Raw genomic sequence first — 14,449 nt, 5'->3', positions numbered from 1 at the left:
TAGCAGGGTGGTCATATCCTGCAAAAAAATCAGCCAACTGATCAAAGTCAGCGGCTGATTTTTTTTAGTCATTTTGCGGCAATTCAAACCCATCGAAGGTTTCACCATCATAATATCTCAACAGTTCTTCCGTCGTCAGTAAAGAAGAGGTCATCTCTTCCGTTGATTCGGCACGCTCTCTTAGTTGTGCCGCATATGCCGCGTACAACTCGGCCAGTTGCCGATAGACTGCTTGACGAGAAGGGCCTTGTGCTTGCAGCGTCGGCAACTCGCGAATAAATGCCTGATACAATGGGCGGTCTTCTACCCATTCAACTGGCAGCTCAACGACATGCAGCTGTGCCTCTTCAAACCATCTATCCATATGATCCCCTCATTTCACTCTCTATTATCAGCTAGACCAGATAAAAGTCAATCCTAGAAATGATAAAACCACTGGTTTGACTCTAAAATTGAGTCAAACCAGTGGTTGTTGCTGCTTTATGCTGCCACATAGGCATATTTTTCGATATTTTGCCGAATGAGGTCAATCATTTCGACATCAGTCAGGCCAGTCACTTCTGTAATCACTTCTGACAACTCTTTTTCTGCCAAAAGCGCTTGCAGTTGGCGACTTTGTTCATCTTCTGGATCATGGTAATTAAAGATCATTCCAATCGTTTCATACAGATGCTCTGGCTGGACATTGCGTTTTTCCAATTCCAAGACTGGACGGATAAACCGTTCCTCCGTTCCTAATTTCCGCACAGGCGTCCGTGCTACGCGGGTAATGGCATCAGAAATATATTTATTTTTGAAGCGCTGGATGATTTTTTCGATATATTGTTCATGTTCTTCAGGATCAAAATCCCATTTCTCAATCAATAGCCGTCCAGTTTCTTCTAAGACCGATTTTAGCTGAATAACAACTAAATGGTCTTGCATCGCTTCATCGATCGTCTGATAGCCTTGCAATGCGCCTGTATAGGCAACTGTGGCATGCCCAGTATTGACACTAAACAATTTCCGTTCAATATACGGTTCCAGATCGGCAACATAGTGGACACCGTTTAAGTAAATGCCTGATTTCATTCCTGTTTCTTGGATGACCCATTCGCTGAAAGGTTCGACTTGCACAAACAATGGATCATCATGCTGCTGCATGGGAACGATTCGATCAACGGCTGCATCCGGAAAGCCCACTGTTGCCTCGATCTCTTGCCAATTTGCAAGATGTTTTTGAACTTCACTTTTCAGGAAGGTTGATCCACCTATCATATTCTCACACGCGATCACATCGATTGGCTGCTTCGTCGTATCTTGTGCGCGGGCTTCTAGACCTTGGGCGATCAATGCAGCGATCCGCGGCAAAATATTGGGGCCGATCGCCGTTGTCAGAATGTCTGCTTCAGCGATCGCTTGGATCACTGCTTCGGGTTCTTTGGCATTATTTAACCCAGTCACGTGATCGATCTGGATCTGTTCGTGGCTATCATCTGCTAATGCGATCGTATAGCTTTCTCGCGCTTTCAAGGCGTCAATGATTGTATCATTGACATCGATAAATGTAATCTCAAAGTCATTGTTGGCTAATATCTCGCCAATAAATCCCCGGCCAATATTGCCGGCACCGAAATGAACTGCTTTCATCTTTGTTTCCCCCTTATGCCACCGTTAAGCTTCTGGCAATTTCTTCTTTGTCCAGTGCATCAGCCAATTCAACAACATTGTCGATGTCACTGCAGAACAGGGCGATTTGTTGGACCAGTTGCAAATGGTCTTCCCCTTTGCCGGCGATCCCGAAAAGAACCGTCACGATTTTTTCTTCTTCAGCTGTACCAAAGTTGACGCCGTCTGGCACTTGTACGATACAGATCCCAGATTCTTTGACATATTTCTTGGCTTCATCTGTTCCATGGGGAATAGCGATAAAATTCCCCATATAGACAGAAAGCATCTCATCTCTAACCACCATTGCATCGACATATTCGGGTTCAACGCAGCCTGCGGCCAATAACTTTTCTCCACAGTAGCGAATGGCTTCTTCCTTTGTCGCAAACTGTTTATTCAGTTCGATCATTTCTTTTTGTAATTCTTTCATCGTACACACCTTCCTATACTGTTTCTTTCAGTGAAGAGATGATTCGTTGATAGTTGGTATTGCCCATCAAGCTATTAACAGAAAAATGAATGGCTTCAGGTGCTGTATTTTTGGCTTGCTGGGTCAATGCTTCTTTGGTAATGACCAACGATGAGGCACTCGCCTGCAGATCATTGATATGACTCTTTCTGATTGGCACTGTCAATGACTCTTTGGTCAGTAGATCTTGGACGACTTTTTTTGCCATCGTAGCCGATCCCTTACGGTCATCATGGGCCAAAATAATTTCATTGACATGTTTCAACTCATTTGATGAAAACTGTTCTTCTGGTTGAAACGCTTCAGGCTTTTTTGCTTCTTCACCTGTATTGCCTGAAAGACTTGCAACGATTTCATCGTAGCGAGGTGAATTCAGAAAGTTTTCAACTGCTACAAAGGTCGCATTTGGTGCTTTTTGCTTTGCCCGTTCTTGCAGTTCTTCTTGCGTCACGATCAATGCGTTGGCATCGTCTTGTAAATTGTTGATCGCAGAATTGCTGACTTGTTGTGCTAGACCAGCTTCTTTGACTTTCTTTCGCAAAATCGATGCGCCCATAGCACTAGAGCCCATGCCTGCATCACAAGCAAAGATGATCCGGTTGATACCGCTGACGGGTTGCACAGCGATCCCTTTTGCGCTGAGTTTTGCCGCTTGTGTTTGTTGGACTTGTTCTTCAAAATTATCAACAGTATTTTTGGCATCGGCTTTCAAGATCGCTGCGGCGATCACAAATGATACCCCGGCACCCACCGCGATTCCGGCTAATACGGATACTACACTCATGACCGAGTTAAATGGGGTCATGGCCATGATCGCAATGATTGATCCTGGTGAAGCGGGTGCGCGTAATCCAGCACCTAGTAATTGGAAGGTGAAACTTCCAGAAACCCCACCGGCTATTACTGCTAAAAACATAATTGGTTTCATCATTACGTAGGGGAAATAAATTTCGTGGATTCCGCCGATAAAATGAATGATGATCGCACCTGGCGCAGAGGATTTTGCAGCCCCTTTGCCAAACAAGGTGAAAGCAAGCAAGACACCCAAACCTGGTCCAGGGTTTGCTTCTAATAGATAAAGAATCGATTTACCGAATTCACTCACTTGTTCAGTGCCAAGCGGTGTCAAAATACCGTGGTTGATTGCGTTGTTCAAAAATAAAATTTTTGCTGGTTCAATAAAGATATTTGCCAGTGGAATCAAATGAGCATTGACGATCACTTCTACACCAGAAGCCATGGCTTCAGTCAATGTATTGACAACTGGACCAATTGCAACAAATCCTAGTAAAGCTAAAGCAAAACCGATCAAACCTGCCGAGAAGTTGTTGACCAGCATCTCAAAGCCAGCTCGGATTTTATCTTGAAACATTTCGTCAAATTTCTTGATTACCCAGCCGCCTAAAGGACCCATGATCATGGCTCCCAGCAGCATCGGGATATCTGTTCCGACAATCACACCCATTGTCGCAATCGCGCCCACGACCGCACCGCGGTCACCAGCAATCACTTTCCCACCGGTATAGCCAATCAATATTGGGATCAAATAAGTCAACATCGGACCGACCATCGTTGCGAAAGATTCATTTGGTAAATAACCATCTGGAATAAATAATGCCGTTAATACACCCCATGCAATCAATGCGCCGATATTCGGCATCACCATACTTGATAACGTGCTCCCCAGTTTTTGGACTTTGGATTTCAGCGATGATTTATTTGCTCCTTGTACTTGTTCCATTTTCCTAACTCCCTTCGTTTTCTTGACATCCTCATTGTAGGCGCTTACGAAACTTGCCGAAAGTCGCACTTTGGCACAAAAAGCTGTGCCAAATATTATCCACGCAAAAAAAGCCTAGCAAGATACACTTGCTAGGCTTCCAGATTGCATCATTCTTCATCTAGTAAAATTTGCTGTATCTCTTGCGGGCTGCTGGCATCACTGAGTAAGCGGACGTTTTGGATATCTGAACAAAAAAAGGCAATCTCCTGTAAAAAAGATAACTGCTTTTCTTTCAGAACGACCACGAACAAAATCGTGGCGATCTTGGCTTCTGCTGCAGTACCGAAATCTACACCATCAGGTACTTGGAATAAAAAGACCCCTTCTTCCATGATCCATTGATGCGCCTGTTCTTCAGCGTGAGGCAATGCCACAAAATTACCAATATAGACACCGTACTGCTGTTGCCGACGCAACAAGCTATCGACATAGGGTTCAGCAACGATGCCCTGTTGTACCAGATAGGCACCAATTTCCTGTAAAGCAATTTCCGCACTGGCAAATTGCTGGTTAACAATAATTCGTTCGATTGGAATATACAACGCGTATTCCTCCTATTGTTTGACTTCTTCAATCAAAAGGGATGACAACAACTGGTAAATGATCGATTCATTCCCCGAGTTGAATATCTCAGTATTCAAATCATTCATAATGATCGATCCGCTGATTTTCCCAAGCATTTGGCTGCTTTTTTCATTGATTGGATAAGGTGCAAGCATAACGAGCAGCCGTGTGACCGTGATTTCTTTTTTGTCCATCGCGAATAGTTCTAAAGGTTGGCGTAAATCAAAGATGCGAAAGACCGGCGCCAGAATCGCTGAACTCGATGCATGGAACAGAGCAACATGCGTGTCGGGTATACCAACCGGTGCTTGAAGATACCGTTTTAACAATTTTTCAGCTACTTTTTTGGGATCAGCAATCAGCGTTCGTTCAAAGCGAGCCATGACTTCAGCAAGGGTTTGTTCTAAGTCGAGACTGTTGTCGATCATTTCAACACGAAACAGAGCTAACAAAGCGTTGATAGCGTCAATAAAGGCCAAAACTTCTTCGTAGGTATCACTCTTACTCGCTTGCGGAGGTGCTTTATGGGCCGAGTGCTTTTGCTGACTGATTTCTTGAAAGGCCGTTTTAAGTTTTTTGATGTCTTCGTCTAGTAATATCGGTGAAACCAGTTGATAGTTTCCTTGATAACCCGGCAGCAACGAAGTAGAAATAATCAAGTCGTAGTGTTCTTCGATTTTCTCCCGCTGCACATCTCCTACGCGAAAAAAGGTGATTTGGTTGATGAACGGAAAATGTTTTCGCAACTGCATCTCCAACAAACTGATTGAGGCTAAGCCACTGGGTGAAACCCCTGCAATATTAACTTCTAATACTTTAGGATTTTTCTCTAAGGAATTAGCAAAATGCAAGACCATGTAGGCAATTTCTTCTTCGGAAAATTGTTGTTGCGAAAAGATATGCGGCAAGTTGCTTCTGATGGCAGCCGCTATCTCTACATATTGATTCATGATTTTTTCTAAGATTGGATTATTCAATTGATTTTCTTCTAAAATTGCCCGTGTCATCACCCCTGAAATATGTGTCAATAACATTTTATAGAGATTGGTATCCTCATAAAATGCCGCCTCAGTTTGCTTGCTGACACCTTCGATCAGGCGTTTGACCCGATAAGCCAAATCAGTATCAAAATTTTCATCAAAAAAATCTCGATCAAATGAATTGGCAAAATCACCCAACAGAACAGCAAAAAAGACAATCTCATTGATCGAATACAACAACTTGGTCTGCTCAGCCACTTTACCAAAGACTTGCTTCGCCGCCTTTAAGAGTCCTTTATTGAGTTGGCTAGGATAGGTTTCTTCTTCTACAGCATGCCCTTGCTCGACACGATCCATCGCCAATGCCAACATCAAGATAATAAACGCCAATTTACGATCACTAAGTTCTGTAAACTTAGGTTCGATCATCTCGCGAACCAAACGCTGTGCCAACAATAAGTGGGTACGAGAGATGAATTGAAAAACGGATCGCTCTTGCTCTTCTGCTTCGGGCAAGTGAAAAAACTGATACTCATTGATTTCCATCACCATCGTATTGGCAGTTACCAAGCGGCGATATTTTTCCGATCCTTGGATTTCATAGCCCTGGTTGCGGACAATCCGCAACGGCAAGCGCGCTAAACTTTCTTCCAATTGTTTGATATCGGCAAAAAAGGTCGTATTGCTGATTTGATAGGTTGCTAATAGATCGTGAATCGATACTGGCTCCTTTGCCATCGTCAGTTGTAATAGAATATGGTGTTGTCGTTCATTGGCGGCAAATTCTTGCCCTGTGTCCGTCATGATGGCTTCTTGCAATTGTCGGAACCCTTGTTCTGAAGCAATGATTTGGAAAGCACCACGGCCACTCTTTTCCAATGATGCATCCACTCGCTGCAAAGAATTTTCCAAGTTAGCGAGTTCTCTATAAAGTGTCCGTTTGCTGACTTTTAAGACTTGCATCATTCGATCCAACGATACAGGCCCTGCACTATTCATTAGTTCAGTTAATAAAATCGTTTCGCGTTTGGTTAAGAACATAGTCGGCTCCTTCTGTCAGCAACTGACGATATTGTTCCATTTGCAGCATGTCGTTGACTGCAAATAGTGCTGCACCTTTGGCATCCACTGTCTTTGCTAATTCTTCTGAAGCGATATAGATCACATCTTTAGAAAAAGATACCTCTTCCAGTGGTGCTTTACTGATTTCAATCGATAACCCTTCCTCAGAAACCATTTTTTTGACCAACTCTACTGCCATCGTTTGTGATCCTCGTACCGTTCCCTGATACAAAAAGACCATTGCACGTACTGTAGACTGTGGGGCCATCGCCGTGGTGGGATCGTCTGGTGCTTGTGTTGTTTGGATGTGATAGATCAGCTGATCATATTCAGCTGTATCTAAAAAGTTTCCAACATGAAAGTGTTGGGCAGATGGTGCTTGCTTTTGGGCAAGTGCAGCCAGTTCTTTTTGTGTGACCAGCAAAATATTGTCTTGATCAGTGACACGATAAATCGATTCATATCGAACAGGCAAGGTTATCTGAGCTGCTTGCAATTGGCGTTTTAACATACTGGCACCGATCGCACTAGATCCCATACCAGCATCGCAAGCAACGATGATCTCAGTGATTTGATTGATCTTTGGCATATTTTTCACCTCGTACTTTGGACTGCTTCTTCTCAGAACAATACTTGCTATGCTAAATGAAACAAACATACTAATGACAATTCCTCCTAGAACAGCAGCCATTTTTGTCAAAGGGGCATTGGCCAAGAGGATGAGGATTGAACCTGGTGATGCGGGTGCCTTGAGTCCCGCATCAAATAATTGAAAAATCAATGTGCCGCTAATCCCCCCCATGATTGGCGCCAGAAACAGTGCTGGATGAAGCAAGACAAATGGAAAATACACCTCATGGATACCGCCCAACGCCTGGACGACGATTGCAGTAGCAGCGTTAGTTCGCATTGGCTTTGCGCTCAACCAGCAATAAGCCGCTAAGACCCCCATCCCCGGTCCAGGATTGGTTTCAATCAAAAACAAAAGTGAGCGACCATGGACAGCAGTATCTTCAATGCCCAAAGGAGTAAACAAACCATGATTGATGACATTATTGAAAAAGAAAATCTTCATCGGTTCAAGAATGATATGGATAATGGCAATCGCATTTTTGTCAATAAAGAAGTCAACCATTTGATAACTTGCTTGATTGACACTTTCGAACAAAGGCGCCAATAAAAAAAAACTAAGCAAAAAAAGCAGACCGCCCACAAAACCTACCGATATATTCGAAGTAATCATTTCATATCCGGTTGGTACTTTATTTTTGATTCTCATATCCAACTGTTTGATCAGCCAACCAGCACTTGGACCAAGTGCCATCGCACCAAATACTTGGGGTGCATCTGTCATTAAAATCAAGCCGAATACAGCGAGGATGGCAGCAATCCCTCCTCGGCCGCGATACTGAAGTTCCCCTCCTGTATAGGCGATCATTAATGGTAGCACAAACTGAAAGATGCCTTTTTCCGCTTGTTGAATGATTGCTGATTCGACATTTAGCTTGGTCAAAACCAAAGAGATGAGCATCCAAGCAATAAATATACTCAAATTAGGCATCATCATTCTGGTGAGGTAGTTTGTATAAAATTTAAGCGTATCCATTTTTTCTCTGGCTGCATATGTGCGTTTTATCATGCTTGCTACCTTTCTCTGCACCTTCACATTAACTTTCGACACTATGAAAATACTGCCTTCCATCGTTTCTTCTGCAAGAATAGTATAAGACACTAAAAAAGCTGACGTCAAACGCCAGCTTTTTTTGAAGATCATTTTGATTAATTTACGCGAACCGCAAAATCTGGAGAGTAGTATGAATAACTACTGATCGATACAGTTTGACCAGTTGTTGGTGCATGGATGTATTGTCCATTTCCCATAGCGATCGCCACATGACGGGTGCTGCCGCGACTGCCCCAAAATAGCAAGTCACCCGCTTTGGCCTCATCGATTGAAATAACAGTACCTGCATACTCTTGCGTATACGTCACCCGAGGCAATGAAATGCCGACTTTAGCAAAAACATATTGCGTGAAACCAGAACAGTCGAAACCATTAGGTGTTGAACCACCCCACAGATAAGGTGTGCCAATGTATTTTTGTGCTTCCGCAATGATGGCTGCGCCATCCACTGATTGTGCAGGTGTTGATGTGTTGCCGGAATCAGTCGTCGATCCTGAGTTATTTGTTGATGAATCGGTATTCGCAGATTCTTGGCTATTATTTGATGTATTGCTTGAATTGCTCTCAGAAGTTGAAGTTTCTGTACTGCTAGCGTTATTTGAAGATTGATTTGTTGATGATGCTGAACTCGTTGATTCTTCATTTGTGCTGGCAGTTGTAGATGATTCAGTGCTTTGGGCTGCAGCAGCTTCGGCTTCTTGTTGTGCTTCAGCGGCTTCTTTGGCAGCAGCTTCCTTGGCAGCAGCTTCTTCCGCAGCAATGCGGGCTTGTTCTGCTTCATATTCAGCTTTTTGGTTTTCTAGATCAGCTTTTTCATCTTCTTTGCTGGCTTGTTGCAGAGCCAAATCAGCTTGCAAAACATTCAAAGCTGCCTGTTTGGTTTGCAAATCACTTAATTGAGTTTCCAACTCATATTGGTTGGTTTCAATCGTCTTTAATTTTTCATCGTTTTCAGCTTTTTTGCTTTCGACTGTTTCTTGATCAGCTTTTTGCTGTTCAACCAAGTCATTGTTGGCATTCACGATCGTCGTCATCGCTTGGACGCGGCCAATCGCATCGGTCAAAGAGTCTGCTTCTAAAACAGCATCAATGAAAGAAGAACTTTTTCCATTGACTTGAACATCTCTCGCTTGTTCTTGAATGGCTGCTTCGCGTTTTTCGATTCTTACTTTCAAATCAGCAATTTCTTGTGTCAATTTTTCAGAATCACTGCGCAATTCACTTTGCTGCTGCAATAAGTTTTGCGCTTTTTCGTTGATGCCAGCAACTTCACTTTCAAGTGCTGAAACCTGCGCTTGCGTACTTGCTTGTTGATCTTTCAGATCTGTGATTTCTTGATTTTTCGCTTCAATTTTGTTGTCATAATCAGTTGCTGAAACAATTGTCGGTGCGGCAATTGTTGTAAGAACGATCGAACTTACTAATAATGCTGACAAAATACGTTTTTTCACGCTTCATTCCTCCGGCTGACATGCTCATAATGTGCTTTTTTTATGTACAATTACTTAAAAATATCTAAAGATATTTAGGCTAAACTGATTGTAACATAGCCCCATGTCAGATTGATAAAGGAAATATTACAAAAACATTTCATTTAACGATGGTTCAGAACAAAAAAATGAAGCTATTCTTCTTTGAATAGCTTCATAAATGGAATCACTAAAATAAAAAATAAAATCATATTCAGCAATAATGTCGGGGCCAAAAATCTTGATACAAAAAAGGACGTATTGACCGAAGCAATTTTAAACAAAAGCTGAATGCTCAGTGTAACGATTTCCAGACTTGTGACAAAAATGATCATCCCAAAAAACATAGTAAAAATATTTTGATAGATTGTTTTATCAAGCAAATACATGATCCAAACAATCAAAGGAAAGGCAACAGTATAAATACCGATCAAACCTATATAGTATAGATCGTATAGACATCCAATAACCAACGCTGTAGGAATCAGAAAATTTCTCGGCAGATATCGGGCGCCGCATAATAAAGCAATCAGCAAGACATGCGCACTCGCAATATAGTTATCCTGTGTCCATTTTTCTAACAATCGCGTCAACTGTCCGTCGACAAGCATCATCACAAACAAGAATAATGCTGAAATATATTTGATATAGTCATGCTTTTTCATGGCTATTCATCACCTGCCAACCGTTTGATAATGGTCACAGTTTGAATATCATACATTTGTGCATACGGTTTGACGTAAACTTTTGTATCCAGGCCAAACTCATCTTTGGTCGTACTGACAACTGTACCGATTGCAAGGTCAGCTGGAGAATTCCCACCGAGGCCAGATGTTTGAACGACATCGCCTTCTTTTAGATCGCTTGAGCCAGTTAACTGTGTAATGACTAGTGATTTTTCTTTTTGGTCATAGCTGCTTAAGATACCAAAGTTTTCTCCATCTTCTCCGCTGATCCTCACTGGAAAATGATTGGAATTTTGATTTTCAGATGTCAACAATTCCACCTTAGAAGACGCCGCATTGACTTCAATCACACGACCAATCAAGCCTTTTTGCGACATGACTGCCATATTGATCTCAACACCGTCTTTGGTTCCTTGATCGACAACTAGCATATCTTGCCAAGTATCAGGTGAGCGATTAATGACATTCGCTGAGATTTTATCATAATTGGTCAATGTTTCATTCAGCGCCAATTCTTCTTTTAACGCATCAATCTCACGTTGATAATTTTCATTGGATTGGGCAAGTTCATCATAGCTGTCTAATTTTTCTTTTAGACGCTCATTTTCTTCAAACGTGACAAACAAGTTCTTCACAGAGTTGGCACCACTTTCAATCCAGCGGATAGGGGCTGTGATCACTTTATCAACGATCGCCATGGTATCATTCACTGTCGATTGAACAACATTTGTCGAATTACCCACTGCACGTTTGGCAATGGTCACACTCAATACGGTCACGACTAAAATCACAATAATCAATGTGATAATAATATTTTTATTCGGATTAAACTTTTTCACAAAGACACCTCAAATAGTTAGAAACTGATAGGCTTAATTTTACCATTAAAATCACTGAAACAAAAGATAAGTTGACCGTCTTAATGTTTTTTTTGTAATTGACTTTCTGAAAATTTCAATAACAAAAAAAAGAGACCTAGGTCTCTTCATCACGGCTTTGAATCACCGCTATCACACCTTCATCAAATGAAAATGAAGCTGTTTCAGTGACAAACTCATTGCTGGCATAAGAAGTTGGGTGAGAAACATCCATATTGTTCAATACATATTTACTGTCTCTTAAAGTTAGATTGACTACCGGCGTCAAACAACAATAGGCCAAATAGTTCATGCCTTTTTCATGAGTGATCAGATGGCTCCCCGGTAAGTAAAAACGAATACTATTTTGACGATCAAGTAAACGAATATTTGCTGCATATTGTTGAAATCTAGGCTCTAAAACAAGCCAAAGATTCGCCAGCAAATGGTCTAACCGTCCCCCGGTCACACCGATTAAATCAATGGCAGCTGTGGGATAACGTTTCAAAGTCTCGGCTAAAGCAAGTTGCGTATCTGTATCATCTTTTTCTGGCGGTGCTTGGATAAATGCTTCAGCTTGTGTTTTTACTTGAACCAATTCTTCTGGTGTCAGTGAATCAAAATCACCTATTGCAAGTGTCAAAGGAAACCCAGCATTGAATAAATAAAATGCCCCTCGATCAATGCCAACAAATACATCATAGTTGATTAGATCTGGCCATGTTTCAGGCCTACCGCCAGCAGCTAATAGGATCCTCATCTACTGCAATGCTTCTTTCAGCGCCTTGATCTGCGCGGCAGGTTCATCCGCATCATAGATATAGCTTCCTGCTACAAAAACATTCGCACCAGCATCTAAGCAACGTTTGGCCGTTTCTGGTACGATGCCACCATCCACTTCAATATCGTAATGGTACTGATTTTCTGCTTTCAGCTCAGCTAACTCTTTAATTTTTTCCAATGACTCTTCAATGAAAGATTGCCCACCAAATCCTGGATTGACCGTCATCACCAATACTTGATCACACATAGATAAAACATGTTTAATTGCTGAAACAGGTGTTCCAGGATTGATCACAACTTCAGCTTTCACATTTTCGGCAATGATCATTTGAACTGCCCGATGAATATGTGCGGTTGCTTCGGCATGTACACCAATAATATCTGCACCGGCTTCAGCAAATGCATGGATATAATTTTCAGGCTCAGTGATCATCAAATGAACATCTAATGGCAGCTTCGTTACAGGACGAATCGCTTTAACGATGTTGGGGCCTAAAGTAATATTGGGGACAAAGTGTCCGTCCATAACATCAACATGGATATAATCGGCTCCATGTTGCTCAACTAATTCAATATCTCTTTGCAAATTTGCAAAATCAGCACTTAAAATCGATGGCGCTAACTTGATCATTGGATTCCCTCACTTCTTCTTTTTATAAACCGGACGTCGGTTCTCTACTTCTTCTAAAAATTGTACATAATTGTTATAACGAGAGGCTGCGATGTGGCCTTCATCGACGCCCTCTTTCACGGCACAATCAGGCTCATTTAAATGCATACATTCTCGAAAACGACATTGATTCGCAATTGCTTGAAATTCTGGAAATAACTTAGGTAGCTGACTACTCTCGATCTCCAAAAAATCAATGGAACTAAAACCTGGTGTATCTGCCACTAAACCATCACAAATTGGCAAGAGCTCAACGTGTCTTGTCGTATGCTTGCCACGCCCTAAAGATTCAGAAATAGCCGCAGTTTTCAACTCAAGTTCAGGCATGATCCGATTAAGGAGTGTAGATTTTCCAGCACCCGATTGTCCCATAAAGACGGTAAGCCGCTCAGGAAAATACCTTTGTAGTGCCTGTAGTTCTTCTCCATCAGCTTTAGAAGTGATCACGTGATAGCCGATTTCCTCATAAATTGCTTCAATTTCGTGAATCATTTTCTCATCCGCCATTAAATCAGCCTTTGTCAAAAAGATGATTGGCTCTATGTCTTCATATTCTAGTGTAACTAAAAAACGATCCAGCAAATTATACGAAAAATTAGGCTCGATCAGGCTTGTTACTACAACGCCTTGATCGACATTCGCCACAGGGGGACGCACCAATTGGTTTTTACGCGGCAAAACTTCTAATAAGTAGCCGTCAGTCCGACTGCTGCTTTCAAATACGACTTCATCCCCAACCAATGGTGTGATATTGCGATTGCGAAAATTCCCCCGTCCACGGGTTTGGAAGATTTCGTCTGCCGCATCAACATAATAAAAGCCGCTTAAAGCTTTGATGATTTGTCCTTTCAAAAAGATTCCTCCTCGTTTGTTCTATTGTATCATACTTTATCCACTATTTCTGAAGACAAAAAAAGCCTGAAGCATATCTGCTTCAGACATAAAAAATCGGGAAGACAGGATTCGAACCTGCGACCCCTTGGTCCCAAACCAAGTGCTCTACCAAGCTGAGCTACTTCCCGATAATAGTAAACAAAAAATAAAAAGACTACGCGCCCAAGAGGAGTCGAACCCCTAACCTTTTGATCCGTAGTCAAACACTCTATCCAATTGAGCTATGGGCGCATCATATAAAAATGCCGAGGACCGGAATCGAACCGGTACGGTGATCACTCACCGCAGGATTTTAAGTCCTGTGCGTCTGCCAGTTCCGCCACCCCGGCTTTATTGCGTTGGCAAAAGCGGAAAACGGGGTTCGAACCCGCGACCCCCACCTTGGCAAGGTGGTGCTCTACCACTGAGCTATTTCCGCATAAATCCTGATGCCGGCTAAAGGACTTGAACCCTCGACCCTCTGATTACAAATCAGATGCTCTACCAACTGAGCTAAGCCGGCGATTTAAGTGCGGGTGAAGGGACTTGAACCCCCACGCCCGAAGGCGCTAGATCCTAAATCTAGTGCGTCTGCCAATTCCGCCACACCCGCATAGGTTATTACTATGAGCCGTGCAGGGCTCGAACCTGCGACCCTCTGATTAAAAGTCAGATGCTCTACCAACTGAGCTAACGGCTCATATGGGGGTTAACGGGTTCGAACCGCTGACCCTCTGCTTGTAAGGCAGATGCTCTCCCAGCTGAGCTAAACCCCCATAAGGTAAAAAAAACGCGTGGCGACGTCCTACTCTCACAAAGGGAAACCCTTCACTACAATCGGCGCTAAGAAGCTTAACTTCTGTGTTCGGCATGGTTACAGGTGTATCCTTCTTGCTATCGCCACCACACTATTCAATTG

The 14,449-nt window shown here is 42.5% G+C and carries 13 protein-coding genes, 8 tRNA genes and 1 rRNA gene; all 22 read right to left on the bottom strand.

Annotation, left to right across the window (positions count from 1 at the left end):
- Positions 1-64: 64 nt before the first annotated feature.
- Positions 65-364 (bottom strand): hypothetical protein, encoded by a 300-nt coding sequence (locus AEQ18_RS02725; protein WP_054114828.1) that lies wholly within the window; start codon positions 362-364, stop codon positions 65-67.
- Positions 365-480: 116 nt separating this feature from the next.
- Positions 481-1,629, bottom strand: a complete 1,149-nt coding sequence (locus AEQ18_RS02720; protein ID WP_054114827.1) for a mannitol-1-phosphate 5-dehydrogenase — start codon at positions 1,627-1,629, stop codon at positions 481-483.
- 13 nt (positions 1,630-1,642) lie between these two features.
- Positions 1,643-2,080 (bottom strand): PTS sugar transporter subunit IIA, encoded by a 438-nt coding sequence (locus AEQ18_RS02715; RefSeq protein ID WP_054114826.1) that lies wholly within the window; start codon positions 2,078-2,080, stop codon positions 1,643-1,645.
- A gap of 13 nt (positions 2,081-2,093) precedes the next feature.
- The gene (locus AEQ18_RS02710; RefSeq protein WP_054114825.1) at positions 2,094-3,860 is read right to left on the bottom strand and encodes a PTS mannitol transporter subunit IICBA; all 1,767 of its coding nucleotides are present in this window, start codon (positions 3,858-3,860) and stop codon (positions 2,094-2,096) included.
- 149 nt (positions 3,861-4,009) lie between these two features.
- On the bottom strand, positions 4,010-4,444 hold the full coding sequence (locus tag AEQ18_RS02705; RefSeq protein WP_054114824.1) for a PTS sugar transporter subunit IIA: 435 nt from the start codon (positions 4,442-4,444) through the stop codon (positions 4,010-4,012).
- A gap of 12 nt (positions 4,445-4,456) precedes the next feature.
- Positions 4,457-6,487, bottom strand: coding sequence for a BglG family transcription antiterminator (locus AEQ18_RS02700; RefSeq protein ID WP_054114823.1), 2,031 nt, complete (start codon positions 6,485-6,487; stop codon positions 4,457-4,459).
- Positions 6,450-8,147 (bottom strand): PTS sugar transporter, encoded by a 1,698-nt coding sequence (locus AEQ18_RS02695; protein WP_235505475.1) that lies wholly within the window; start codon positions 8,145-8,147, stop codon positions 6,450-6,452. The genes AEQ18_RS02700 and AEQ18_RS02695 overlap by 38 nt, the downstream gene beginning before the upstream one ends.
- Positions 8,148-8,287: 140 nt before the next feature.
- Positions 8,288-9,643, bottom strand: coding sequence for a C40 family peptidase (locus tag AEQ18_RS02690; protein ID WP_054114822.1), 1,356 nt, complete (start codon positions 9,641-9,643; stop codon positions 8,288-8,290).
- 173 nt (positions 9,644-9,816) lie between these two features.
- A complete protein-coding gene (gene mreD, locus AEQ18_RS02685) occupies positions 9,817-10,326 on the bottom strand; it encodes a rod shape-determining protein MreD (protein WP_054114821.1) in 510 nt (169 codons plus the stop codon).
- Positions 10,327-10,328: 2 nt separating this feature from the next.
- A complete protein-coding gene (mreC, locus tag AEQ18_RS02680; RefSeq protein WP_054114820.1) occupies positions 10,329-11,186 on the bottom strand; it encodes a rod shape-determining protein MreC in 858 nt (285 codons plus the stop codon).
- 136 nt (positions 11,187-11,322) lie between these two features.
- Positions 11,323-11,964: a thiamine diphosphokinase gene (locus AEQ18_RS02675; protein WP_054114819.1), complete on the bottom strand. Its 642-nt coding sequence runs from the start codon at positions 11,962-11,964 to the stop codon at positions 11,323-11,325.
- Entirely contained in the window at positions 11,965-12,615 is a 651-nt protein-coding gene (gene rpe / locus AEQ18_RS02670) for a ribulose-phosphate 3-epimerase (RefSeq protein ID WP_054114899.1), read from the bottom strand. It abuts the gene before it with no gap.
- A 12-nt stretch (positions 12,616-12,627) separates the two neighbouring features.
- Positions 12,628-13,509, bottom strand: a complete 882-nt coding sequence (rsgA, locus tag AEQ18_RS02665) for a ribosome small subunit-dependent GTPase A (protein ID WP_054114818.1) — start codon at positions 13,507-13,509, stop codon at positions 12,628-12,630.
- A gap of 96 nt (positions 13,510-13,605) precedes the next feature.
- A tRNA-Pro gene (locus AEQ18_RS02660) sits at positions 13,606-13,679 on the bottom strand.
- 29 nt (positions 13,680-13,708) lie between these two features.
- A tRNA-Arg gene (locus AEQ18_RS02655) sits at positions 13,709-13,782 on the bottom strand.
- Positions 13,783-13,794: 12 nt separating this feature from the next.
- A tRNA-Leu gene (locus AEQ18_RS02650) sits at positions 13,795-13,880 on the bottom strand.
- Between the two features lie 17 nt (positions 13,881-13,897).
- Positions 13,898-13,969: transfer RNA gene (locus tag AEQ18_RS02645), tRNA-Gly, on the bottom strand.
- An 11-nt stretch (positions 13,970-13,980) separates the two neighbouring features.
- Positions 13,981-14,053 (bottom strand) — tRNA-Thr (locus AEQ18_RS02640).
- Positions 14,054-14,061: 8 nt separating this feature from the next.
- Positions 14,062-14,143 (bottom strand) — tRNA-Leu (locus tag AEQ18_RS02635).
- Between the two features lie 14 nt (positions 14,144-14,157).
- A tRNA-Lys gene (locus AEQ18_RS02630) sits at positions 14,158-14,230 on the bottom strand.
- 3 nt (positions 14,231-14,233) lie between these two features.
- Positions 14,234-14,306 (bottom strand) — tRNA-Val (locus AEQ18_RS02625).
- Positions 14,307-14,322: 16 nt separating this feature from the next.
- Positions 14,323-14,438: ribosomal RNA gene (gene rrf / locus AEQ18_RS02620) — 5S ribosomal RNA — on the bottom strand.
- Positions 14,439-14,449 lie beyond the last annotated feature (11 nt).

This window comes from Enterococcus sp. RIT-PI-f (genome assembly GCF_001297065.1).
Lineage (GTDB): Bacteria > Bacillota > Bacilli > Lactobacillales > Enterococcaceae > Enterococcus_D.
Note: the sequence above shows the minus strand (reverse complement) of the source record. Positions and strands in the feature narration are given on the sequence as shown.